The following is a 21,419-nucleotide window of genomic DNA, read 5'->3' as shown; positions in this document are numbered from 1 at the left end:
GGAGTCGCTGATTGAAAAAAGCACTTACGAATGTAAGTGCTTTTTTGCATTGTATAACGCTATTTTACTCCATATAATTTCTGCAATAAAATGACGTGGCAATTTACCCCTGTTATTAATTTTCTTATTCGGCGCACAATAACTGTATAGCTAAAATTTTATAAGGGGGGTATGCAAATGTCGGAATACAAAGGTCGCTTAACATATGCCAAAGGCACGTATGTTGAATTTGTTGTTGCTCCTGACCAGGATGTTGATTTTGGCGATATATTAGTGGTTGAAGGAAAGAGTAATGATCGTTTTTATATCCGTGCCTATGATTTTAAAGTGAAGTCGCGCTGGTCGGGGCTTAATAATGTAGGCTATTTAATGAGCAAGCTAGATGACAGCGGACAGGTGGAAAATCAAGAGGAACTGGACTTCTATTTAGGTGGCAATCATACTGTAAAAATTGGTATGGCGGAGCAGCTGTGCTATGCTGATGGACAAGGAAATCTCTTTAATCCTAAAACTTGTCCTGACTTTTTTTGTGAAGTGCGGGGATTAGCTGCAGATGATACCTCCCTTTTGTCAGAGATGAAGGGTGATTTGGAGATTGGCTTTTTAAAATCAGGCAGAGGCGTATTGGAACTGCCAGTCGGAATATACGGTTCAAAAGCCATTACTGAGCATCTTGGAATTTTTGGTACAACTGGTGCTGGAAAAAGTAATTTAGTAAAAGTATTGGCAAGCTCAATGATTAATAATCAACAATACGGCTTATTAATATTTGATGTTCATAATGAATATTATCGTGATTTGTCGAATCATCCACTGGCAAAAGACCGGCTGTCTGTATATAATACGAACCCTCAGGCAGAACATGTACATCGCCTGACTGTAAATACACAGGAAGTTGACCCTGAAGATATAACCGCATGTGCAACGTTTACTGAACCACAGCTGGATGCAATATATAAATTATCTTCCGTATGGCAAGATAAGTGGATGGATTATATTTTACAATATGATGTAGCTGATATTATTGAGGAACTGGCGGGCTGTACCGGGCAAAAGTTTCAGTCCCGTACGATTAGTAAAATTAAAAGTATTTGTTGGAATTTAGAACAGGAGTTAAATATTAAAGCAGATCAAGAAACGGTTATTGGACAAATGTTGACTGATTTAGAGCAGGGGAAAGTAGTGTTAGTTGAGTTAAAGAATATTTCTCCTGTAGGTGAGCAGGCTTTATCCACTTTACTTTCTAAAAAGCTGCTGCAAAATTACGCTTCTAAAACAGAGTCAGAACGAAGCCAGATTACGCCTGTACTCATCGTGTTGGAAGAAGCTCACCGCTTTTTGGGGAAAAAGGAGCATTCAAGTAATAACGTGTTTGCAAGGCTGGTCAGCGAGGCGCGCAAGTTTAATTTGGGTCTGTGCGTTGTAGATCAGCAGCCCAGACTGCTAGCTGACAAAGTGTTGTCTCAGTTAAATACGCTGTTTATTCTTGGCCTGGCATCAAAAGCTGATCGAAATAAACTGGAATCGATGTGTCGCAAGGATATTCTGCAGCAGCGCAACGAAATTAAAAATCTGGATTGTGGAGAAATGATTGTTGCAACAAACTATATGCGTTTTGCAGCTCCGGTTAAAGTTCATAAATTTGAAGATTTTATCAATGTTGCCAATAATCAGTTACCGTCGATGCTTCCTTTAGCTTAGAATAGGTTAAAACCCCCTTGCTGTTTAGGAGCATGGGGGTTTTTCTATGTTGGGCAACCTTCTAATGTAGTATGAAACGTATAGCTTGCGCATACATTTTTACTATGAAGGGGAGGAGTGTCATGCAGCGCAGACAGAAAGGTATTTTACAAAATATAGCACAAAGACTGGATATTCCGCAAGATATCGTGCTTGATCTGCCGCGCATTACTATGCTGGGCAATAAGCAGCTGCTCATTGAGAACCATAAAGGAATTATTGAATACACCTCTTCGCTGGTACGTGTTAAATTGAACCAGGGGGAACTATACGTTCATGGTCTTAACTTGCTGTTAGGCAATTTACAGACGGAACAGATTTTGATTGAGGGGACCATTGCGGAGGTCAAATATGACACCTAAACTAAAAAAATATATCAATGGAAGTGTTAAAATATGTATTACAGGAGCTATGCCAGAGAAGTTCATTAATCTATGTGTAGCAGAACGAATTTACCTATGGGGCTTATCGAAGGAAAATGAGAAATTATATGCCTGGATAGAGTTAAGTGATTTTTATCATATTCGTCCTTTGGTCAGGAAAAGCTGTACGAGAGTAACTGTAAAAGCTTACAGAGGATGGCCTTTCTTAGCCAAAAGAATATGGCGCCGGAAGATGCTTGTTTTAGGAGCCATTATGTGTCTCATTACAGTACAGATCTTTGCATCTTACATTTGGTTTGTTGATGTGGTGGGAACAAAAGCCACTTCTCCTTTAAAAATCGCCGAAGTAGCGAAAGAACATGGATTAAAACCAGGTGTGTTGAAGGATACTATTCAATCAAAGACCATCGAGAATGCGATCTTACTCACCATTCCGGAGGTTTCCTGGGTTAGTGTCAATTTTACAGGTACGAGAGTAGTAATAGAGGTAGTTGAAAAAACAATTCCCAAGCAGGAAGATAAAGCGCCAGCTCATATTGTCTCAGACCGGGATGGTATTATTATGGAGATAATCGCCTTAGCCGGTCAGCCAGCAGTAAAAAAAGGCGATACAGTTAGAAAGGGCGATGTTTTAATTAAAGGAATTGCACCTGACATAGCCCCAACATCACCAAATCAACCTGCTCAATCAGCTCCGATAACAACGCCGCCTCAGTTAGTTAAAGCTAGTGGTATTGTAAAAGCCCGTGTATGGTATGAAAGTTATGGTGAAGCTGCTTTGCAGCAAATCATAACGGAAAGAACCGGGCGGCAGGAAATGGAGGTGCTTCTTCATTTCGGGGAAAATCAGATAGCATTAAAAAGAGCGCCCCAGCCTCCATTCGATTTATACGAGAGCGAGATCATACACAAAACCCTGCCCCAATGGAGGAATAGCCAGTTTTCTGTCGAATCTACACTAAATACCTATTATGAGCTGCGAGCGTCCTTGCATGAAATATCTGTAGAGCAGGCTCGTGACGAAGCGAAAGCGCGGGCGTTGCAATCAGTACAACAATCCATCCCTGAAAGTGCACAAATTTTGGCAAGGAATATAGAGATCTTAAAGCTAAATGAACCCAATTTAGTTCGGATTAAAGTTGGTGTAGAAACAGTCGAGGATATTGGAATAAGTCAAATGATTAGCCAATAAGGGGAGGCCTTGCTTCATTGCAGCAAAATGCAGCACAAATAAAGATTAATTTTGCAGACAACCAGGAAGCCATTGCAATTTTGGGACGCAATGACGAGAATTTCCGTATTATTGCTGAAAGCTTTACCAGCCGTCTTACCAGCCGTGGCGATGAAGTAATCGCCAATGGCGATCCGGAGGAATTAGCGCAGATTGGTAAAGTTTTTGAGCAATTGCTTTTTTTACATAGAGAAGGTAATTTGATAACGGCGCATGATGTTCACTATCGTATTAGAATGCTTAAAGGCGGACAAAGTGACGGATTGCAGCAAATGGCTGCAGAAACAATAATGACGACTGCCCGTGGCAGGCAGATTAAGCCCAAAACTCTGGGGCAGAAGAGTTATTTTGAGTCTATACGGACGAATCCAATCACTTTTGGAATAGGACCAGCGGGAACAGGGAAAACTTATCTTGCGGTGGCAATGGCAGTTTTTTCCTTAAAGAATAGAGATGTTGAGCGGATTATACTTACTCGTCCTGCCGTGGAGGCCGGTGAAAAGTTAGGTTTTCTTCCCGGCGATCTGCAAGAGAAAATTAACCCATATTTGAGGCCCATATATGATGCGCTGTACGATATATTAGGTGTAGAAACTTTCCAGAAATACATGAATAAGAATATTATTGAAGTGGCTCCACTAGCCTATATGCGCGGTCGTACACTAGACGATGCTTTTATTATCTTAGATGAAGCGCAAAATACTACACAAGAGCAGATGAAGATGTTTTTGACACGCATGGGATTTGGCTCCAAGATGGTAGTAAATGGTGATATTACCCAGATTGATCTTCCACATGGCAGTAGATCTGGCCTAAAACATGCCCAGCAAGTGCTGACGGGAGTACGGGGTATTGGAATGGTTGAGATGACAGAAAGTGATGTTGTCCGGCATGAAATGGTTGCCCGTATTATTCGGGCCTATGAACGGTTTGGACAAGAAAAGTGAGATGATTAATTATGATATCGGTTAATAAACTGCGCGGGTTCTTTATACAGCCAACTAGTATGTATGCAAGGCCGTTGGTGCGCCGGATTGTTCTCAGCATTGCTTTTTTTTCGCTTTTTATGTTGATTTTATCGGCTGAATTTATCCCAGACAAAGTCTCGTTGCAGGTTGGACAGGTTAGTGACCGTGATGTCGTATCGCCACGGACGATATCGTATGTTGATACGGCTAAGACTAAGCAGTTAGAAGCAGAAGTATTGGCCAGTGTTCCGAATGTTTATGATTTAGATGTAAGTGTTATGACCAAAGCGGAAGAAAGCATTGCAGGCATATTCCGCTCGGCAAGGAATGTCATTACTGATAAAAATCTGAATACAGTGGATTTGCGCGTTGAAAAGCTGGAAAGCAGTTTGCCGGTAACACTGCCTGCAGCAGCAATTCAAGGCTTAGCAAACCTCGATGAAACAACGCTTTCCAGGACGGAAGAATTTACACGTAACGTATTGCGTAAGTATTTACAACGCGGCATCCGAGATGATGATCTTGACAACGCTCTTAAACAAGTTGTCATGGAAACCGAGAAGAATGAGTTAGGAGATCATGCAGAAGCAGTAGTTGCAGCTATCAGTCAAAGTTTGCTTCGCCCTAACTTCATTATGAATGTGCGGGAAACCGATAAGCGTAAACAATCTGCACTTGCCAGTGTTGAATCTGTGCGCCTTTCCGTCAAAAAGGGGCAAGTACTGGTGCGGACCGGGGACGTAGTCACCGTAGAACAGCTTCAGGCGATGGAGGAGCTCGGCCTGTATGCAGGGCAGGTAAATCAGCTGCGTATATTTGGCTTAGCTATCTTTGTTATAACCGTTATGGCCTTGGCATTGGGATACCTATACAAATTTGTTCATCATGTTTATGAAAACGATTTGTACTTGGTGCTGCTTGGTTTTATTGTACTTATCACCCTTTTCCTGGGTAAAGCAGCGCATTACTATTCTGATTTTGCTGCTCCAATTGCTGCTGGTGCTTTATTAGTAGCTATTCTGATTGATCCAAGGGTAGGATTGTTGACAGGGGTAATCCTGGGACTGTTGTTTGGCGTTATTGTTGACCATGATTTAAGAGCGGTTGCTGTACCAGTGATTGGCAGCATGGTCGGAGTATACAGTGTTTCCAAATCCTCCCATGGTTATAGTCTTACTAGGGCTGGGGTATGGGTGGCAGCAGTTAATTTTCTGGTAATCGGGGCAACCGGGTTTATCCAGCAAATTAATAATACGCAGATACTGGTACAAGGTATGCTGGGGGTTTTCAGCGGCATTGCATCTGCAGTTATTACTACAGGATTTTTGCCGTACCTGGAGCATGCGTTCAATATCACGACACCGATTAAATTGCTAGACCTGGCACGCCCGAATCATCCTTTGCTGCAGCGTCTTCTTTTGGATGCTCCCGGTACTTATCATCATAGCGTACTGGTGGGGAATCTCGCTGAAACAGCTGCTGACGCTGTCGGAGCCGATCCTGTTGTTGTGCGGGTCGGTGCGTATTATCATGATATCGGTAAGATTAAACGCCCTTACTTTTTTGTGGAAAATCAGGCTGATGCCGAAAATCCGCATGATAAGATAGCACCTTCGCTTAGTACTTTGATCGTGACTTCTCATATCCGGGATGGGGCGGATCTTTGCCGGGATTATAAGCTGCCGCAGGTAATTGTTGATATCATTGAACAGCATCATGGAACAACGCTGGTGTCTTATTTCTATAAGCGGGCTACGGAAAATGAGCATAGTGATTGTATTATTGAAGCAGATTTCCGCTACGAAGGTCCACGTCCGCAATCAAAAGAAGCAGCCTTAATTATGTTGGCTGATGCCTGTGAGGCGGCTGTACGTTCTTTATCCAAGCGCAATGTAAACCGGATTGAAGCTACCGTCAGAAAAATTATCCGCGAACGACTGCACGATGGACAATTAGATGAATGCAATCTGACTCTGAAAGATTTAAATATCATTGGCGATGTATTTATCCGGGTATTGTCCAGTATGTTTCACACCCGCATTGAATATCCCGAAGCGTTGAAAGAGTTGGAGAGGAAGAAGGCTAAGAATGGAAATAATAATAAGCAATGTCCAGCAAAAGATGACAGCACCGGAACAATTGGAACAAACTGTGAGGGCAGTGTTAAGAAAAGCTGCTGATGTTTACGGTCTAACAGAGAATAATGAAGTCAGTCTTGTCTTTTGTGATGATGCTTATATCCAAGACTTAAACAAGCAGTACCGGGGCAAAGATCAATCTACGGATGTACTTTCCTTTGCACTCAATGAAGGCGAAGAACCGAAAATTGTTGATGGGCCGTCGCAGGTGCTATTGGGGGATATTATTATTTCGCTGGAAACAGCGGCACGGCAGGCTGAAGAATATAATCACAGCCTGGAGCGGGAAGTTGCTTATCTTACTGTTCATGGCATGCTGCATCTTTTGGGGTATGACCATATGACAGAGGAAGACAAGACAGAGATGAGAATAGAGGAAGAACATGTCTTATCTTTGCTGGGCATTACCCGTGATGCCGATAGCTGAAGTTTATGATTACTAAGTCATTGAGCAAATCTTTTTACTTTGCTTTTGCAGGCTTGGCATATGCAATGAGAACGCAGCGGAATATGAAAATACATCTGGCTGCAGCAGCCTGTACCATACTTTTTGGTCTGAAATACTCAGTGTCCCCTGTAGAATGGCTTATTCTGGTACTGGTCATAATGGCAGTGCTTGTGTCAGAGCTAATGAATACTGCACTGGAAGCTGTAGTAGATCTGGCATCTCCCGGCTTTCACCCTTTGGCCAAGATTGCTAAAGATGTGGCAGCTGGGGCTGTTTTGATAACGGCCCTATCAGCCGTTATTGTCGGCAGTATTATTTTTTACCCGAAAATTTTCATGTAGTTGGAGACAATTCATATGAAAGAATTGATTGATATGGCGACAAATGCCCGTGAAGAGGCTTATGCGCCTTACTCACGGTTTGCAGTTGGAGCCGCAGTTTTAACGTCAAATGGGAAGATTTATACAGGTTGCAATATTGAAAACTCTTCTTATGGCTTAACTAATTGTGCTGAACGCACAGCAATTTTTAAAGCTGTATCCGAAGGAGATCTCAGCTTAGAGACGATGGCAGTTGTAGCTGATACTCCAGGGCCAACGGCACCCTGCGGAGCCTGTCGACAGGTTATGGCTGAGTTTGGAATAAAAACTGTTATTATGTGCAATACCAGGGGCGATAAAAAAGTAATAACATTGGCTGAGTTATTGCCTTTTGCTTTTGGTGATCAAGATTTATCAGGAGATGGAAAATAATGAATGTTACTAATAAAGAATTTAAATCCGGGTTTGTTTCTGTAATTGGCAGGCCTAATGTTGGAAAATCAACACTAGTAAACAGTATGATCGGGCAGAAGGTGGCTATTATGTCGGACAAGCCACAGACCACAAGAAATAAAATCTTGTGTGTTCTGTCCCTGGATGATGCCCAAATCTTATTTATTGATACTCCCGGCATCCATAAACCCAAACATAAACTTGGGGAATATATGGTCCGGACGGCGGAAGCTACTCTGCGGGAAGTGGATGTTGTATTGTTTGTTGTAGATGCTACGATGAAGAAAGGTCCCGGAGAAGAGTATATTATGGAACGGCTGGCCCAAATCACGACACCGGTAATCTTGGTGGTAAATAAGATTGACTGTGTTCCTAAAGCAGCGGTGCTGCCGATTATTGAACAATATACGAAGATACGTGAATTTGCTGCGGTTGTGCCTATCTCTGCTCTGGAAAAAACCAATTTATCGGGATTACTGGACGAGCTTAAAAAGTACCTTGAGCCAGGACCGCAATATTATCCTTCTGATATGATTACGGATCAACCTGAGCGTCTGGTCATTGCAGAGATGATCCGTGAAAAAGTGCTTCATAATACCCGCGAGGAAATTCCGCATGCTATTGCTGTCGAAGTAGAGGAAATTACTAAGCGCAGCAATGAAGATCTATATGTGCGGGCAGTGATTTATGTTGAACGGGATTCGCAGAAGGGAATTGTTATCGGGGCCGGTGGGCAATTGCTCAAAGATGTAGGGCGCTTGGCACGGGAAGATATTCAGAACTTGCTCGGCTCTAAGATTTATCTGGATTTGTGGGTTAAGGTTAAAAAGGATTGGCGTAATCGCGAAGGGATCTTAAAATCCTTTGGCTATGAATGATTTAAAAACTGCCTGTTACAGGCAGTTTTTATTTTATATGCTTAATTTTCCAGCACTTTTGTGTGTATTCATTGACCTTATCGGTTTATCGATGGTATCATTTGTAGGAGGGGTGAATTATGAAGTGGATTTCTAAGTATTTTATCAATGGCTTAATTGTCATTGTTCCATTTGCTATTACTGTTTTTGTTGTTTTGCAAATATTCTCTTTTGCCGAGAGCATGCTTGGCAGGCATTTACCTATTCATTTCCCGGGAATTGGCCTCATTGCCGTTGTTTTATTGATTCTTTTAGTGGGGTGGTTGTCTTCCCACTGGGCTTTGAGACAGCTGCTTGTGTTAGGAGAACGTCTGTTAGGTACTATTCCAATTGTTAAGTTTATCTATAACAGTGTTAAACAGTTATCTACCGCTGTATTTGAATCACAGCAATTATTTAAACAGGCGGTTCTAGTGCCTTACCCGCATCCGGGTGTAAAAACACTGGGATTCATCATGCCCGAACTTTCGGAACCATTTACGACGAAGCTGGACGAAGAACACGTTTGTGTCTTTATTCCGATGAGTCTCAATATGACAGCCGGGTTTAATATTATGGTACCGAAGCGGGATATAATAATTTTGGATATAGCTGGTGAAAATGCCTTGCAATATGTGTTGACTGCAGGTGCTGTTATGCCTCGCAGTAATGATGTGCTCAAAGGTTAGGAGAGATGCGCTATCGACTCGCCCATATATAATGTGTTTATGTTAGTAACAGCTGTTTTTTTAGTCTTTGTTAATGGCTTTTTTGTAATTGCCGAATTCGCTCTGGTAAAAGTCCGCAAAACACGTCTGGAAGAATTGGTACAACAAGGAAATTCTCGTGCAAGACTGGCTTTAAAAGTAGTTACTTCATTTGACACCTACCTGGGTGCAACACAACTGGGAATTACACTGGCCTCATTGGCATTAGGCTGGATTGGTGAGCCTGCAGTAGCTGATTTGATTGAACCGGTAATTTTAGCGTATTTCCCAGGATCAGCCTGGCTTGTAACTACGCTTAGCATTGCTATTGGCTTCACTGTAATTACCTTTTTCCATATTGTGTTAGGAGAGCTTGTACCAAAATCCATGGCAATTCAACAAGCTGAAAAACTGGCATTATTTGCTGTAGTGCCGCTGTACATTTTTCATCGACTTGGGTATCCTATAATTGTACTGTTTAATAAGGCAGCAAAAGCAATTTTAAATGTTATGGGAATGAAGTCGGCGAATGAGACTGAACTGGCACATTCTGAAGATGAACTGCGGATGATCGTCAGCGCCAGCCATCGTGGTGGTGTTTTAGATCAGATGGAGAGTGAACTCATCGATAATGTTTTTGATTTTGCTGACAGACTTGCCCGGGAAGTTATGGTACCCAGGCAGGATATGTGCTGTTTGTTCACTGAAGACACCTTTGAAGAGAATATGCGTGTTGTTCGTGAAACCGGACACACACGTTATCCTTTGTGTACGGAAGATAAGGACCATGTTATTGGCATGGTGCATATACGGGATTTAATGGATTTAGATATGAATGATACGGAAAGTAAGAATCTAAATGCAGTCATGAGAGAAATTCTTGTAGTACCGGAGGGCATGTCAGTAGCTAAGCTGCTGCAGTTCATGCGCCGAAAGCGCACTCATTTGGCTGTTGTTGCGGATGAATACGGTGGTACTGCCGGATTAGTTGCCCTAGAGGATGTTCTAGAAGAAATTGTTGGCGATATACAAGATGAACATGATAATGATGAAGAGGCGGAAGTAAGAAGGTTCCCTGATGGCTGCTATGAATTTGATGGGAGAGTACTGCTTGATGATGTAGCAGAGCTTTTGAATATCAGGTTAGAAGAGCCGGAAGAAGACACAATTGGCGGCTATATTTTTGGCTCGCTAGGACGCCGCCCTGAAATCGGTGATAAAGTTAATATTGGTGACTATACCTTCGAAGTGCTGCAGGTAAATGGCTTCCGGGTTGTTCGGGTTAAAGCCATTCCCATAGATTCATCAGTGGTTATAGCAGAAGAATAACTGGTAGATGTTCTTAATTCTCTACGAAGGGATGATGACGAGTGTTGTTGAAGGACTTATTATGGGAACTTTTCCAGACTACCGGGCAAATTAGCGCCTATTTAGCGTATCGCGAATGTACCGAGTATGGCCCCAGTGATCCTGAAGCATCACCGGACTAATGATGAATATGGCTCGTCAATATGTTACTGAGGCCATCCTCTTGGCAGTGCGTGACTCAGCGCATGCCGATAGGATGGTCACCTTATTTTCCCGTGAGCATGGTAAATTCCAGGCTATAGCTCATGGGGCAAGACAACCTAAAAGCCGACTAGGCGGGTGTCTGCAGCCTTTTGCGTCAATACGGGCGGCAATTGCCGGCACAACCGGAGTAGAAACGATTACTCAATGCGAGATAATCAATTCTTTTCGTGAACTGCGAGACGATATTACTTTATTGTCATATGCGGCTTTTTTAAGTGAACTGGTAAGCGAGCTATGGCCAGAGCGGCAGCCTGATGAATTTGTGTATGATATGCTGTTAACAGCATATCATACACTTCCTCATCGTAATCCACGCATTACTGCGTTAGCTTCGGGTTGGCAATTGGTGGCGTTAGCTGGATTCCATCCGGAGTATTCAGTTTGTGTCAATTGCGGCAGAGCGCTTGATCAGTCTGCTGGTTTTAGCTGCGATCAGGGAGGCTGTATTTGCCACTATTGCCAGCAAGAACCGCTACCGGAATTTGGGCTTCCAGCCGGTGAATTAATGGATAAGTTATTGAAATTGGATTGGCAGCAGCCCGATTCATTTAGTGTTAATAGTAGAACCTTGCTGCAGCTGGAGAATATACTGTATAGTTACTTAGAATATCATCTGGGAAAGCCTTTAAAATCCCTTTCTTTTATCAAACAACTTGCCCGCAGCTCTGTAATGGATAAAGCTAGCCAGTCAGGGGATAATAAAGGATAAAATGCAGGGGGTTAATCGAATGGATGATATTACACTAGAGAAAATTGACATTATTCGTGACAGAACAGGAATCTCCTATCGCGAGGCAAAAGAGGCACTGGAACGCAATCAGGGCAATATTATCAGCACGTTAATTGATTTGGAAAACACCAAAGAGACATCCTGGACGGAAGAATTTACAGTTCGTTCCGGAGAAGTTATCGATAAGGTTAAAGAACTGATTCACGAAGGTAATGTAACAAAGGTGCGAGTGAAGCATGACGGCCGGAACTTAGTGGATATTCCCGTTACATTAGGAACAATTGGCGCAGTCGTACTCCCCCAACTGGCAGCTCTTGGCGTGTTGGTTGCAGTTTTCAAGCGGTGTACAATAGAAGTTGTGCGCAGTGAGGAACAGAATGAGCCGGAAGCAGAACAAAGCGAAATCAATGAAGATGAACCGATCAAAGACCGGAGAAACGATATCATATAGGAAAAAGCATACCTGCCTGGAGATAAAGGCAGGTATGCTTTTTTGCAAGTTGGCTGCAGCGGGCTCCTCCGCCGCCTTGCATTGCAAAAAAATCTACACTGTCTAATTCACAACTTTTCCAAGACACTAGCAAAGTTTCGGTAAGCTATTGCTTTCGGTTATCTCCTATGGTATCCTATATTTACCTCAGGCGTGTATGCCGGAGGCGATAATTGTACATATTGAATATGTACGGATTTAGGGCAATGCAGGAGAAGAGTAACTTGTATCGTCAGCGAGTCGGGAATAGTGTGAGCCTGACAAAATTACAAGTGAAGGCACTCCGAAGGCTGCGAGAGGAAATTTCTTTCGGGAAATAGTAAAGCTCGTAATAGAACCAAGGTGGGTCATTCGTGACCAATCAGGGTGGAACCGCGGGAAGTAAACCTCCCGTCCCTGTAACAAACAAGTTTGTTACGTGGGGCGGCAGGTTTTTTTGTATTTTCATTTCCTACAATAATGAGGAGGTTTTTGTATGACGTTTCAGGATATTATTTTGACCCTGCAAAATTTCTGGGCAAAACAGAACTGTATTATTCAACAGCCCTATGATGTGGAAAAGGGAGCAGGAACGATGAATCCGGCTACCTTTTTGCGGGCGCTGGGGCCTGAGCCATGGAATGTGGCTTATGTGGAGCCATCACGGCGGCCTGCTGACGGCCGTTATGGTGACAATCCAAACCGGTTGTTTCAGCATCATCAATATCAGGTGATTATGAAGCCGTCACCGGCCAATATTCAGGAGCTTTATCTGGAGAGTCTGAGCTTGCTCGGGATTGATCCGGCTAAGCATGATATCCGTTTTGTTGAAGATAACTGGGAATCACCGACTTTAGGTGCCTGGGGTTTGGGCTGGGAAGTTTGGCTTGATGGTATGGAAATTACCCAGTTTACTTATTTTCAGCAAGTAGGAAGCATTGATGTTAAACCTGTGTCGGTTGAGATTACCTATGGGCTAGAACGCCTGGCTATGTATATTCAGGGAAAAGAGAACGTATTTGACCTCGAATGGGTAAATGGTATTACTTATGGTGATGTCTTCCACAGCAACGAAGTGGAACAATCACACTATAATTTTGAGATAGCTGATACGGCGTTACTATTCCAACTGTTTGATATGTATGAAAAAGAAGCCATTCGGGTTATTGAGGCCGGTTATGTGCTTCCAGCTTATGATTACGTGTTGAAATGCTCTCATGCTTTTAACTTGTTAGGTGCTCGGGGCGCAATCAGCGTTAGTGAACGAACCTCATTTATCGGACGAGTTCGCAATATGGCCCGCCTATGTGCACAAGGCTACTTGGAGCAGCGGGAAAAACTTGGTTATCCACTCTTGAAAGGGGGTAAATAAGCATGGCAAAAGATATTCTGCTCGAGATTGGAACAGAAGAAATACCAGCTAAATTTATGCCGGGTGCTTTAAAACAATTGGCTGAAGCAGCAAAAGCCATGCTTGTGGCTGAACGGATCGGCTTCAGTGAAATTCGCACAGTAGGTACGCCGCGGCGGTTAGCGCTCATTGTTCGGCAGGCGGATGAGCAGCAGGCTGATAAGCGCAGTGAGAATAAAGGACCGGCTGTGAAGATTGCCTACAGTGATGATGGAACTCCTTCTAAAGCCGCGCAAGGCTTTGCCCGGGGACAGGGTGTAGACGTCTCTCAATTGGTAGTAAAAGATGGTTATGTGTATGCCATTGTGGAAGAAACAGGACGTTCGGTCCGTGAACTGCTGCCCCAACTGCTGCACTCACTTATTGATAATTTGAATTTTCCAAAGAACATGCGCTGGGGCAATATTGATATGCGCTTCGTTCGTCCTATCCGGTGGCTGGTTGCCTTGTTTGGCAGCGATATTATTCCTTTTACTGTTGCAGAAGTTGCATCAGGCAACATTACCAGAGGTCACCGGTTTATGAGTAAAGGGGAAATTGCTCTTTCTTCAGCTGATGACTATTTTAGTAAATTAGCTGAAAATCATGTAATGGTTGATCAAGATGTTAGAAGAACCGTCATTCGCGAACAAATTGAAAAGATGGCTGTCAGCCAGGGCGGGACGGCCAGTATTGACGAAGATCTGCTGGAAGAAGTCATATTCCTTGTTGAGTATCCCACTTCTCTATGTGGACGTTTTGAAGATAAATATCTCAGCCTGCCGCCGGAGGCAATTATTACTCCGATGCGGGAGCATCAACGGTATTTTCCCGTGTTTGGTAAAGATGGGAAGCTGCTGCCGGTTTTTATAACCATACGTAATGGCGGAGCCGATTATATTGATATTGTGCGTCACGGCAATGAGCGGGTACTTAGGGCAAGACTGGATGATGCCAGATTTTTCTTCGAAGAAGATCAGAAAATAAAACTTGTTGACCGGGTTGAAAAGTTAAAGACGATTGTTTTTCAGGACGGGCTTGGCACTATGTATGATAAAACCAAGCGTCTGGAAGAACTGGCTGCTTTTATCCTCAATCATTCCGGCAAAGGCGAGACTGGAGTAGTCAGCGCCAGACGGGCAGCGTATTTAGCTAAAGCAGACCTGGTAACAGGGATGGTTAATGAATTTACTGAACTTCAGGGCGTAATGGGCCGCGAATATGCTCTTCTCAGTGGTGAAGACCCTGCGGTTGCCACTGCAATCTATGAGCATTATCTGCCGCGGTTTGCCGGTGATGAGCTGCCCCAGTCAGCTATTGGCCAGGCGGTAAGCATTGCGGATAAATTAGATAACATTGTTGCTACCTTTAGCCGGGGGCTTATTCCTACCGGTTCGCAGGACCCCTTTGCGCTGCGCCGGCAGGCCTTGGGAATCGTAAATATTCTTCTTCAGGGGCAATACCAGGTGTCACTAGACCAACTATTTGCCCGGACAATGGATTTACTCAATATTACAACTGTCGAAAAAAGGACGAAAATAACCGCCGACTTACAGGAATTCTTCCGGCTGCGGCTTAAGAATATCCTGACTGATGAAAAAATCCGCTACGATATCATCGATGCAGTTATGGCCGTTGGAACTGATGACGTATATGATACCTGGCTGCGGGCTAAAGCTGTCAGTGTTGACGGAGGGTCAGCTGCGATGCAAAAAGCCGTTCAAGCTTTGACACGGGTAGCAAACTTAGCTAAGAATGCCGACAGCGAAAACGTAGAAGCAGACTTGCTGACGGACAAAGCAGAAGCGGCCTTATATGAAGCATACGAGCAGGCGCATAAGAAGATAAGTCAGCTGATTCAGACGCAGGATTACAAACATGTCCTAGAAGCATTAGCTAACCTAGCTGAGCCAATAGATGCATTTTTCAGCGCAGTTATGGTTATGGTGGAAGATCAGAAAGTGCGTAATAACCGTCTCGCTTTATTAAAATCGATTACGACGCTTGCGCAGCGCGTTGCCGATTTAAGCAAAATAGCAGCAAACTAAGTTATAAGAGGAGTTGCCCCGGACTTTCCGGAGCAACTCCTTTTTGTATAGATCTATATGATTCGGGAATGTTAATTTTATATTTTTATAAGAATCGGTATTGCAGGAAACCTCTTTTTGATATAGTATATACTATATAAGTCAAAAACGTTAAATAGTATAACATAAATACAGAAAGGGATGATTAGTGTTGAATAAAACAAATAGCTTGGTTTTATGGTTTGATGACATTAATAAAGAAGACGTGCCATTAGTGGGAGGCAAGTCTGCTTCGCTGGGTGAAATGACATCCCGTACCCAAGTTCCTGTTCCTTATGGTTTTGCTACAACTGCTCAAGCATATCGAAATTTTATAGAGAAAACGGGTCTTGGCGAGAAAATCGCAGCATTAATTGGTGAATTGGATGATGTAGAGGACAGCCGTAAGCTGAGAGATATTACAGCAGCCATCCGGCAAGAAATTATGGCTGCTCAGATGCCTGACGACTTGGCTGCAGAAATTGCTGCCGCCTATCGTGAATTAGCAAAACGGGCAGGAGAAGCTAACCCATACGTTGCTGTTCGCTCCAGTGCAACGGCTGAAGATTTGCCTGATGCAAGTTTCGCCGGTCAGCAGGATACGTATTTAAATGTTCAGGGAGAAGAAGAAGTAATCGCGCGGGTTAAAGAGTGCTATGCCTCTACTTTTACCGATCGCGCCGTGTATTACCGCGTGAAGAAAGAGTTTGACCATCTGGAAGTAGCACTTAGCGCTGTTGTACAAATGATGGTTTTTTCTCAGGCTGCCGGTGTAATGTTCACTGTTGACGTAGCGACGGGTAATGATACCAGTATCTTTATTGAAGGTTCCTGGGGGTTAGGCGAATATGTTGTTCAAGGCACTGTAACGCCTGACAGCTATCTGGTACGTAAAAGTGACCGTGCAATTGAACAGCGCAGCATTCATGAAAAGCCTGTCATGCTTGTACGTAAAGCTGGCGGCGGCTGTGAAGAACAAAAGGTTCCGGCCGATTTGGCCAAAGCATCTGTTTTAACCGATCAGCAGATTCAGGAGCTTGCCGGTTATGCTATTGATATTGAAAAGCATTACGGTTCGTATATGGATATTGAGTGGGGTATTGACGAGCGCAATGGTAAGCTGTGGATTTTGCAGGCTCGGCCTGAAACGGTATGGTCCCGGCGTAATAAAGGCAAAGGGGCAGCTGGTGACACCGCCGTAAAGGCACCTATTGCTGCAGATCGTAAAGTAATAGCCAAAGGATTGCCTGCCAGCCCGGGACGTGTCAGTGGCAAAGCCCATGTTATACTTGATCCGTCGATGATTGACACTTTCAAAGAGGGCGAAATTCTGGTTACGGAGATGACGGCTCCAGACTGGGTACCAGCTATGAAAAAAGCGAAAGCGATCATTACGGATGCAGGTGGAATGACCTGCCATGCATCTATCGTTAGTCGTGAACTGGGCATTCCCTGCATTGTGGGGACTAAAAGCCGTGGCACAGAGGGGACAGTTGCTATTGCTGACGGAGCAGAAATTACGGTAGATGCTACTAATGGTATTGTTTATGATGGTTTAATCAGTGATTTAGTAGCGAAACCGGCTGTTCAGGGAAGTAATGCCATTCCTGAATTTATAGAAACTTTCCCGGTAACCGGGACACGCGTATACATGAACCTTGGCGATCCGGAACTAGCTGAGAAATATGCCGGTCTTCCTTGCGATGGAATTGGACTTATGCGGGAAGAGTTTATCTGGACCACCTATATTCACGAGCATCCCTTATATCTGATTGAAACCGGACGTGCCGACAAGGTGGTAGAAGGTTTGGCTGAAGGTATCCGTCAGGTATGTCAGGCAATGGCTCCCAGACCGGTCGTACTGCGTTTCAGTGATTTTAAATCAAGTGAATACCGCGATTTAAAAGGCGGCGACAAATATGAGCCTTATGAACCAAGTGCGCTTCTTGGCTGGCGGGGGGCCTCACGGTATTATGATCCGAAATATATTGAGGCTTTTAAATTGGAACTTCAGGCTGTAAAAAAAGTGCGTGAAGAATACGGTTTTAAAAACTTGAATGTTATGATTCCCTTTTGCCGGACGGTGGAGGAAGCGGCTAAGGTGACGGCCTTGATGGCTGAGCAGGGACTCAGGCGTAATGCTGATTTCAAAGTATGGCTGATGGCCGAAATTCCCGCTAATATTATCCTGGCAGATCAGTTCAATCAATTTGTTGACGGTTATTCAATCGGCTCCAATGATCTTACCATGCTGGTGCTTGGTTGTGACCGTGATAATGAAACAGTATCTCACATCTTCAGTGAAAGGGATTTAGCTGTTAAGCGTGCGATCCGTCACTTAATTGAAGTCGCTCACCGCGATGGTAAAACAGTGTCTATTTGCGGTCAGGCTCCAAGCGTATATCCTGATTTTACAGAGTTCTTGATTAAGAGCGGCATCGATTCTATTTCAGTTAATCCTGATGCGGTGAAAGCAGCTAGACGGCAGGTGGCCCAGGTTGAACAGCGAATCATGCTGGATAAGCTTACCGGCCGCGGAATTGCCGATACGACCGACTATACCTGGTAGAAAAAAAACATCCGGCTTTTGCCGGATGTTTTATACTCATATAGAGGAATTACTCTAATTTTAGCGTATTGTTACAGATATCTGTCGAGGAAAGGAGTGTTAACTATCGCTTTAACGCCACGGCAGGAGAAAATGGCTGAGATTGTAAGAACAAATGGACCAATAACCGGCGAGCAGATTGCGGAGCGGTTAAATGTCACTAGAGCTGCCCTCCGGCCTGATTTAGCTATTCTCGTTATGGCTGGTGTAATTGATGCCCGTCCTAAAGTAGGGTATTTCTATGTTGGCAAAAACAGCTTATCTGTGCTGGCAGAAGAAATTGAACGTTTAACTGTACGGGATGTTCAATCCTTACCGGTAGTCGTAGCACCGGGTTCAAGTGCATATGATACGGTCGTTACCATGTTTCTGGAAGATGTGGGAACGGTATTTGTGGCTGAGCAAGGAATATTAGTAGGAGTCGTTTCCCGTAAGGATCTGCTCAAAGTTGCTATCGGCAATAGTGATTTGCAAAAAATGCCGGTAAAAGTTCTCATGACGCCAATGCCCAAATTAGTGGTGACCACCCCTGAAGAATCGGTGCTGGCGGCAGCAAAAAAATTGATTGATCATGAAGTAGACAGCCTGCCTGTTGTTCGTCCGCTTAATCTGCCTGATGCCAAAGAATATGAGGTAATCGGACGTCTGACAAAAACGAATATTACGCGGCTGTTTGTTGAGTTTGGAGAAGGAAAAAGGAGGTAAAAACCATTACTGCCTTGCCAATTATTTACGCTTTATCTGATTCGATCGGCGAAACAGCCGAAATGGTAGCACGTGCAACTGCCAGCCAGTTTGATGCGAGCCGGTTTGATATTATTCGCATTCCCTATATTAATTCGGTGCAGCAAATCGAAGAAACCATTCGCGAAGCTGCAAAACATCAAAGCCTTATCTGCCATACTATTGTTTCTCCCCATTTACGGGAGGCTTTACTTGATTATGCACAGCAGAACTCAATTCCCACCGTTGATATTATGGGACCAATGATGAATGCAGTGGAAAAACTGTCGAATTTGGAACCCAAAATGAAACCTGGTCTGATTCATAAACTGGATCAAGAGTATTTCAAACGAGTTGAGGCGGTGGAATTTGCAGTTAAATATGATGACGGTAAAAATCCGTGGGGTTTTTTGAAAGCGGATATTGTCATCGTTGGCGTATCAAGAACCTCAAAAACACCGTTAAGCATGTATCTGGCTCATAAAAAATTGAAAGTCGCCAATCTTCCGCTTGTACCGGAAGTACCCCCGCCGGAAGAACTGTTTCAAGTTCCTTCCCAGCGCATCGTAGGATTAGTCATTGACCCGTTCAAATTAAACTCGATCCGTTCGGAACGCCTGAAGGTTATGGGGTTAGGCGTTGATGCCAGCTATGCCAATCTGGAACGCATTTCAGAAGAGTTGGAATATGCCCGGGCAATTATGCGTAAAATACGTTGCCCGATTATTGATGTATCCAATAAGGCGATTGAAGAGACTGCTAATCGGATATTGGAAATTGCCCAAAAGAATGCGCAACAGCAAAAGTAAAAATTAAAGAGGCTGTAGGAACTTATGAATAAGTTGCCCACAGCCTCTTTGGCTTAAAAAAAGACATTGGTTTGCACATTGTAGTTTACACGATCAGCACTCCAGCAGTTATCGCCTTGCGTTACATTAACGTTGCCACTAAAGACAGCTACCTTTTGCTGCCAATTGTAATCAACGCTATCAGCGGTAATGGCAACTCCTGTCCGGGAAAAGTTGACTCCGCCGCTGATCTGCGCAAGCTTTTGACTTCCATACACATATACGCTGTCACCAGTAAAGTAAATGTCTCCCTGGGTGACAGATACACCGCCATTGGCCCAGACTTCCAGTGAAGCTAAATCAACCTTGGCCTGATTTGCTTTAATTATCCGGTTTCCGACTTCGATATAGACATTACCGTTTAATACGTAAAGACCTGTTGATACATCGAAATATGTACGGTCTGACTTAATTATCGGTTTAGCTGCTAAAGTAGTTCCTGTTAGTAAAATAATAATAAGTAATGTAGTAATCACTACCTTGTATCTCATTGAAGCACCTTCCTTTGTCATTATTATAGCAAAGATTGGTGATAATCGCCTATGTAAATAACTGGTTTTTGATATAATAAGGATAGGGGGTGCATAGAAAATGAATGTCCGCGAGCGTAGTGAAGAGCAGGAATACAAAATATTATCACCATTTTCTGCTAAAAGTCGAGAAGCTGTCAGGGATGAACCGGAAACTCCCTGTAATTTCCGTACCAATTATCAGCGTGATCGAGACCGGATTATTCATAGTAAAGCCTTCCGGCGCCTAAAACATAAGACGCAGGTTTATATAGCGCCAGGAGATCATTACCGCATGCGAATGACTCACAGCTTAGAAGTTGCACAGATTTCGAGAACGATTGCCCGCGGCCTCATGCTTAATGAAGATTTGACAGAAGCTATTGCGCTAGGGCATGATGTGGGGCATACCCCTTTTGGACATTGTGGCGAGTATGCTTTGCAGGAAATCATTGGCCATTACAACCACAATGAACAAAGTCTGCGGATTGTTGAGTATTTGGAGCGGAATGGGCAGGGATTAAATCTTACTATAGAGGTAAAGGATGGAATCGTTAATCACACTGGTCCTAACAAACCGTCAACTTTAGAAGGCAACATTGTTAGAATTGGGGATAGAATTGCCTACCTTTGCCATGATTATGATGATGGTATCCGGGCGAATATGCTGCTGCCAGATCAGCTGCCCCAGGGGGTTAGCAGTATTTTAGGCACGAAACCATCAGAAATGATCACAGTTATGGTTGCGGATATGATTCATTCTTCGGAAGGAAAAAACGAAATTCAAATGTCGTTACCCGTACAAAAGGCAATGGATGAATTTCGTCAATTTATGTTTGCGAACCTGTATCGTTCACCTGCACTGGAACCTGACCGCAAGAAAGCAAAATATGTAATCCAAAAACTATATGACTATTATATGTCTTTTCCCGGCGGTTTGCCTCAAGAGTTTATTGACCGTCAAAAGAGATGGGGACTACAGGCAACTGTGATTGATTATATAGCAGGCTTAACAGACCTGTATGCCATTAAACTCTTTCAAGATTTTTTTATCCCTTCTTTGTGGCGGGAACAAGTATAAACGAGCAGCTCTACTGATGTAGAGCTGCTTTTATTAGCAAAAATATTCCTGGTTGTCAAGAGGAAAAAAGGATATTTGCTATTTGTATTGAATATTATTAGTTAGAATAGAGAAAGACGATTTACATGTAAGTTTATTG

General features: G+C 43.5%; 21 protein-coding genes. 20 read left to right on the top strand and 1 reads right to left on the bottom strand.

Annotated elements, in window-relative coordinates:
- Positions 1-177 precede the first annotated feature (177 nt).
- From RTR76_RS11195 to RTR76_RS11105, 19 genes are all read left to right on the top strand, one after another.
- Positions 178-1,701 carry a helicase HerA domain-containing protein gene (locus RTR76_RS11195; RefSeq protein WP_312520658.1) on the top strand — a complete coding sequence of 508 codons (1,524 nt, stop codon included), beginning with the start codon at positions 178-180 and terminating at the stop codon, positions 1,699-1,701.
- Between the two features lie 122 nt (positions 1,702-1,823).
- Positions 1,824-2,102, top strand: a complete 279-nt coding sequence (gene yqfC / locus RTR76_RS11190) for a sporulation protein YqfC (protein ID WP_312520656.1) — start codon at positions 1,824-1,826, stop codon at positions 2,100-2,102.
- On the top strand, positions 2,092-3,315 hold the full coding sequence (gene yqfD / locus RTR76_RS11185; RefSeq protein WP_312520654.1) for a sporulation protein YqfD: 1,224 nt from the start codon (positions 2,092-2,094) through the stop codon (positions 3,313-3,315). The genes yqfC and yqfD overlap by 11 nt, the downstream gene beginning before the upstream one ends.
- A 17-nt stretch (positions 3,316-3,332) precedes the next feature.
- Complete coding sequence (locus tag RTR76_RS11180) at positions 3,333-4,301, top strand: PhoH family protein (protein ID WP_312520652.1); 969 nt, start codon at positions 3,333-3,335, stop codon at positions 4,299-4,301.
- Positions 4,302-4,312: 11 nt separating this feature from the next.
- Positions 4,313-6,502: an HDIG domain-containing metalloprotein gene (locus RTR76_RS11175; RefSeq protein WP_312520650.1), complete on the top strand. Its 2,190-nt coding sequence runs from the start codon at positions 4,313-4,315 to the stop codon at positions 6,500-6,502.
- On the top strand, positions 6,411-6,887 hold the full coding sequence (gene ybeY / locus RTR76_RS11170; protein ID WP_312520648.1) for an rRNA maturation RNase YbeY: 477 nt from the start codon (positions 6,411-6,413) through the stop codon (positions 6,885-6,887). Before RTR76_RS11175 ends, ybeY begins: the two co-directional genes overlap by 92 nt.
- 5 nt (positions 6,888-6,892) lie before the next feature.
- Complete coding sequence (locus tag RTR76_RS11165; protein ID WP_312520647.1) at positions 6,893-7,249, top strand: diacylglycerol kinase family protein; 357 nt, start codon at positions 6,893-6,895, stop codon at positions 7,247-7,249.
- A gap of 9 nt (positions 7,250-7,258) precedes the next feature.
- Positions 7,259-7,660 (top strand): cytidine deaminase, encoded by a 402-nt coding sequence (locus RTR76_RS11160; protein ID WP_396144845.1) that lies wholly within the window; start codon positions 7,259-7,261, stop codon positions 7,658-7,660.
- Complete coding sequence (gene era, locus RTR76_RS11155; RefSeq protein WP_312520643.1) at positions 7,660-8,559, top strand: GTPase Era; 900 nt, start codon at positions 7,660-7,662, stop codon at positions 8,557-8,559. Before RTR76_RS11160 ends, era begins: the two co-directional genes overlap by 1 nt.
- Before the next feature lie 119 nt (positions 8,560-8,678).
- Complete coding sequence (locus tag RTR76_RS11150; RefSeq protein ID WP_312520641.1) at positions 8,679-9,266, top strand: DUF502 domain-containing protein; 588 nt, start codon at positions 8,679-8,681, stop codon at positions 9,264-9,266.
- A gap of 39 nt (positions 9,267-9,305) precedes the next feature.
- Positions 9,306-10,613 carry a hemolysin family protein gene (locus RTR76_RS11145; RefSeq protein ID WP_312520639.1) on the top strand — a complete coding sequence of 436 codons (1,308 nt, stop codon included), beginning with the start codon at positions 9,306-9,308 and terminating at the stop codon, positions 10,611-10,613.
- A 41-nt stretch (positions 10,614-10,654) separates the two neighbouring features.
- Positions 10,655-10,774 (top strand): YqzL family protein, encoded by a 120-nt coding sequence (locus tag RTR76_RS11140; RefSeq protein WP_132082717.1) that lies wholly within the window; start codon positions 10,655-10,657, stop codon positions 10,772-10,774.
- Positions 10,774-11,565, top strand: coding sequence for a DNA repair protein RecO (gene recO, locus RTR76_RS11135; RefSeq protein ID WP_312520636.1), 792 nt, complete (start codon positions 10,774-10,776; stop codon positions 11,563-11,565). Before RTR76_RS11140 ends, recO begins: the two co-directional genes overlap by 1 nt.
- 19 nt (positions 11,566-11,584) lie before the next feature.
- A complete protein-coding gene (locus RTR76_RS11130) occupies positions 11,585-12,037 on the top strand; it encodes a DUF4342 domain-containing protein (protein WP_312520633.1) in 453 nt (150 codons plus the stop codon).
- A gap of 514 nt (positions 12,038-12,551) precedes the next feature.
- Entirely contained in the window at positions 12,552-13,427 is an 876-nt protein-coding gene (gene glyQ, locus RTR76_RS11125; RefSeq protein ID WP_312520630.1) for a glycine--tRNA ligase subunit alpha, read from the top strand.
- Between the two features lie 2 nt (positions 13,428-13,429).
- Positions 13,430-15,493, top strand: coding sequence for a glycine--tRNA ligase subunit beta (gene glyS / locus RTR76_RS11120; RefSeq protein ID WP_312520627.1), 2,064 nt, complete (start codon positions 13,430-13,432; stop codon positions 15,491-15,493).
- 190 nt (positions 15,494-15,683) lie between these two features.
- The gene (gene ppsA / locus RTR76_RS11115; protein ID WP_396144833.1) at positions 15,684-18,080 is read left to right on the top strand and encodes a phosphoenolpyruvate synthase; all 2,397 of its coding nucleotides are present in this window, start codon (positions 15,684-15,686) and stop codon (positions 18,078-18,080) included.
- Between the two features lie 96 nt (positions 18,081-18,176).
- Positions 18,177-18,824, top strand: a complete 648-nt coding sequence (locus RTR76_RS11110; RefSeq protein ID WP_312520621.1) for a helix-turn-helix transcriptional regulator — start codon at positions 18,177-18,179, stop codon at positions 18,822-18,824.
- A gap of 14 nt (positions 18,825-18,838) precedes the next feature.
- Positions 18,839-19,651: a pyruvate, water dikinase regulatory protein gene (locus RTR76_RS11105; RefSeq protein ID WP_312520618.1), complete on the top strand. Its 813-nt coding sequence runs from the start codon at positions 18,839-18,841 to the stop codon at positions 19,649-19,651.
- Between the two features lie 53 nt (positions 19,652-19,704).
- Here RTR76_RS11105 and RTR76_RS11100 read toward each other — a convergent pair whose 3' ends face one another.
- Positions 19,705-20,181, bottom strand: a complete 477-nt coding sequence (locus RTR76_RS11100) for an LptA/OstA family protein (protein ID WP_312520615.1) — start codon at positions 20,179-20,181, stop codon at positions 19,705-19,707.
- 100 nt (positions 20,182-20,281) lie between these two features.
- Here RTR76_RS11100 and RTR76_RS11095 point away from each other — a divergent pair, with 100 nt between their 5' ends.
- Positions 20,282-21,280 (top strand): deoxyguanosinetriphosphate triphosphohydrolase, encoded by a 999-nt coding sequence (locus tag RTR76_RS11095; protein ID WP_312520610.1) that lies wholly within the window; start codon positions 20,282-20,284, stop codon positions 21,278-21,280.
- Positions 21,281-21,419 lie beyond the last annotated feature (139 nt).

Origin of the sequence: Anaerospora sp. (assembly GCF_032013335.1) — a bacterium.
Lineage (GTDB): Bacteria > Bacillota > Negativicutes > Sporomusales > DSM-15969 > Anaerospora.
This window is presented reverse-complemented; position numbering and strand designations above follow the sequence as displayed.

Excerpts from the sequence above, each read along its gene's own strand:
- RTR76_RS11150 (WP_312520641.1), top strand. The coding sequence starts at position 8,679 with ATGAAGTGGATTTCTAAGTATTTTATCAATGGCTTAATTGTCATTGTT.
- recO (WP_312520636.1), top strand. The coding sequence starts at position 10,774 with ATGATGAATATGGCTCGTCAATATGTTACTGAGGCCATCCTCTTGGCA.
- glyS (WP_312520627.1), top strand. The coding sequence starts at position 13,430 with ATGGCAAAAGATATTCTGCTCGAGATTGGAACAGAAGAAATACCAGCT.
- RTR76_RS11100 (WP_312520615.1), bottom strand. The coding sequence starts at position 20,181 with ATGAGATACAAGGTAGTGATTACTACATTACTTATTATTATTTTACTA.
- RTR76_RS11195 (WP_312520658.1), top strand. The coding sequence starts at position 178 with ATGTCGGAATACAAAGGTCGCTTAACATATGCCAAAGGCACGTATGTT.
- RTR76_RS11175 (WP_312520650.1), top strand. The coding sequence starts at position 4,313 with ATGATATCGGTTAATAAACTGCGCGGGTTCTTTATACAGCCAACTAGT.
- RTR76_RS11130 (WP_312520633.1), top strand. The coding sequence starts at position 11,585 with ATGGATGATATTACACTAGAGAAAATTGACATTATTCGTGACAGAACA.
- glyQ (WP_312520630.1), top strand. The coding sequence starts at position 12,552 with ATGACGTTTCAGGATATTATTTTGACCCTGCAAAATTTCTGGGCAAAA.
- ybeY (WP_312520648.1), top strand. The coding sequence starts at position 6,411 with ATGGAAATAATAATAAGCAATGTCCAGCAAAAGATGACAGCACCGGAA.
- yqfC (WP_312520656.1), top strand. The coding sequence starts at position 1,824 with ATGCAGCGCAGACAGAAAGGTATTTTACAAAATATAGCACAAAGACTG.
- era (WP_312520643.1), top strand. The coding sequence starts at position 7,660 with ATGAATGTTACTAATAAAGAATTTAAATCCGGGTTTGTTTCTGTAATT.
- RTR76_RS11095 (WP_312520610.1), top strand. The coding sequence starts at position 20,282 with ATGAATGTCCGCGAGCGTAGTGAAGAGCAGGAATACAAAATATTATCA.
- RTR76_RS11165 (WP_312520647.1), top strand. The coding sequence starts at position 6,893 with ATGATTACTAAGTCATTGAGCAAATCTTTTTACTTTGCTTTTGCAGGC.
- RTR76_RS11145 (WP_312520639.1), top strand. The coding sequence starts at position 9,306 with ATGTTAGTAACAGCTGTTTTTTTAGTCTTTGTTAATGGCTTTTTTGTA.
- yqfD (WP_312520654.1), top strand. The coding sequence starts at position 2,092 with ATGACACCTAAACTAAAAAAATATATCAATGGAAGTGTTAAAATATGT.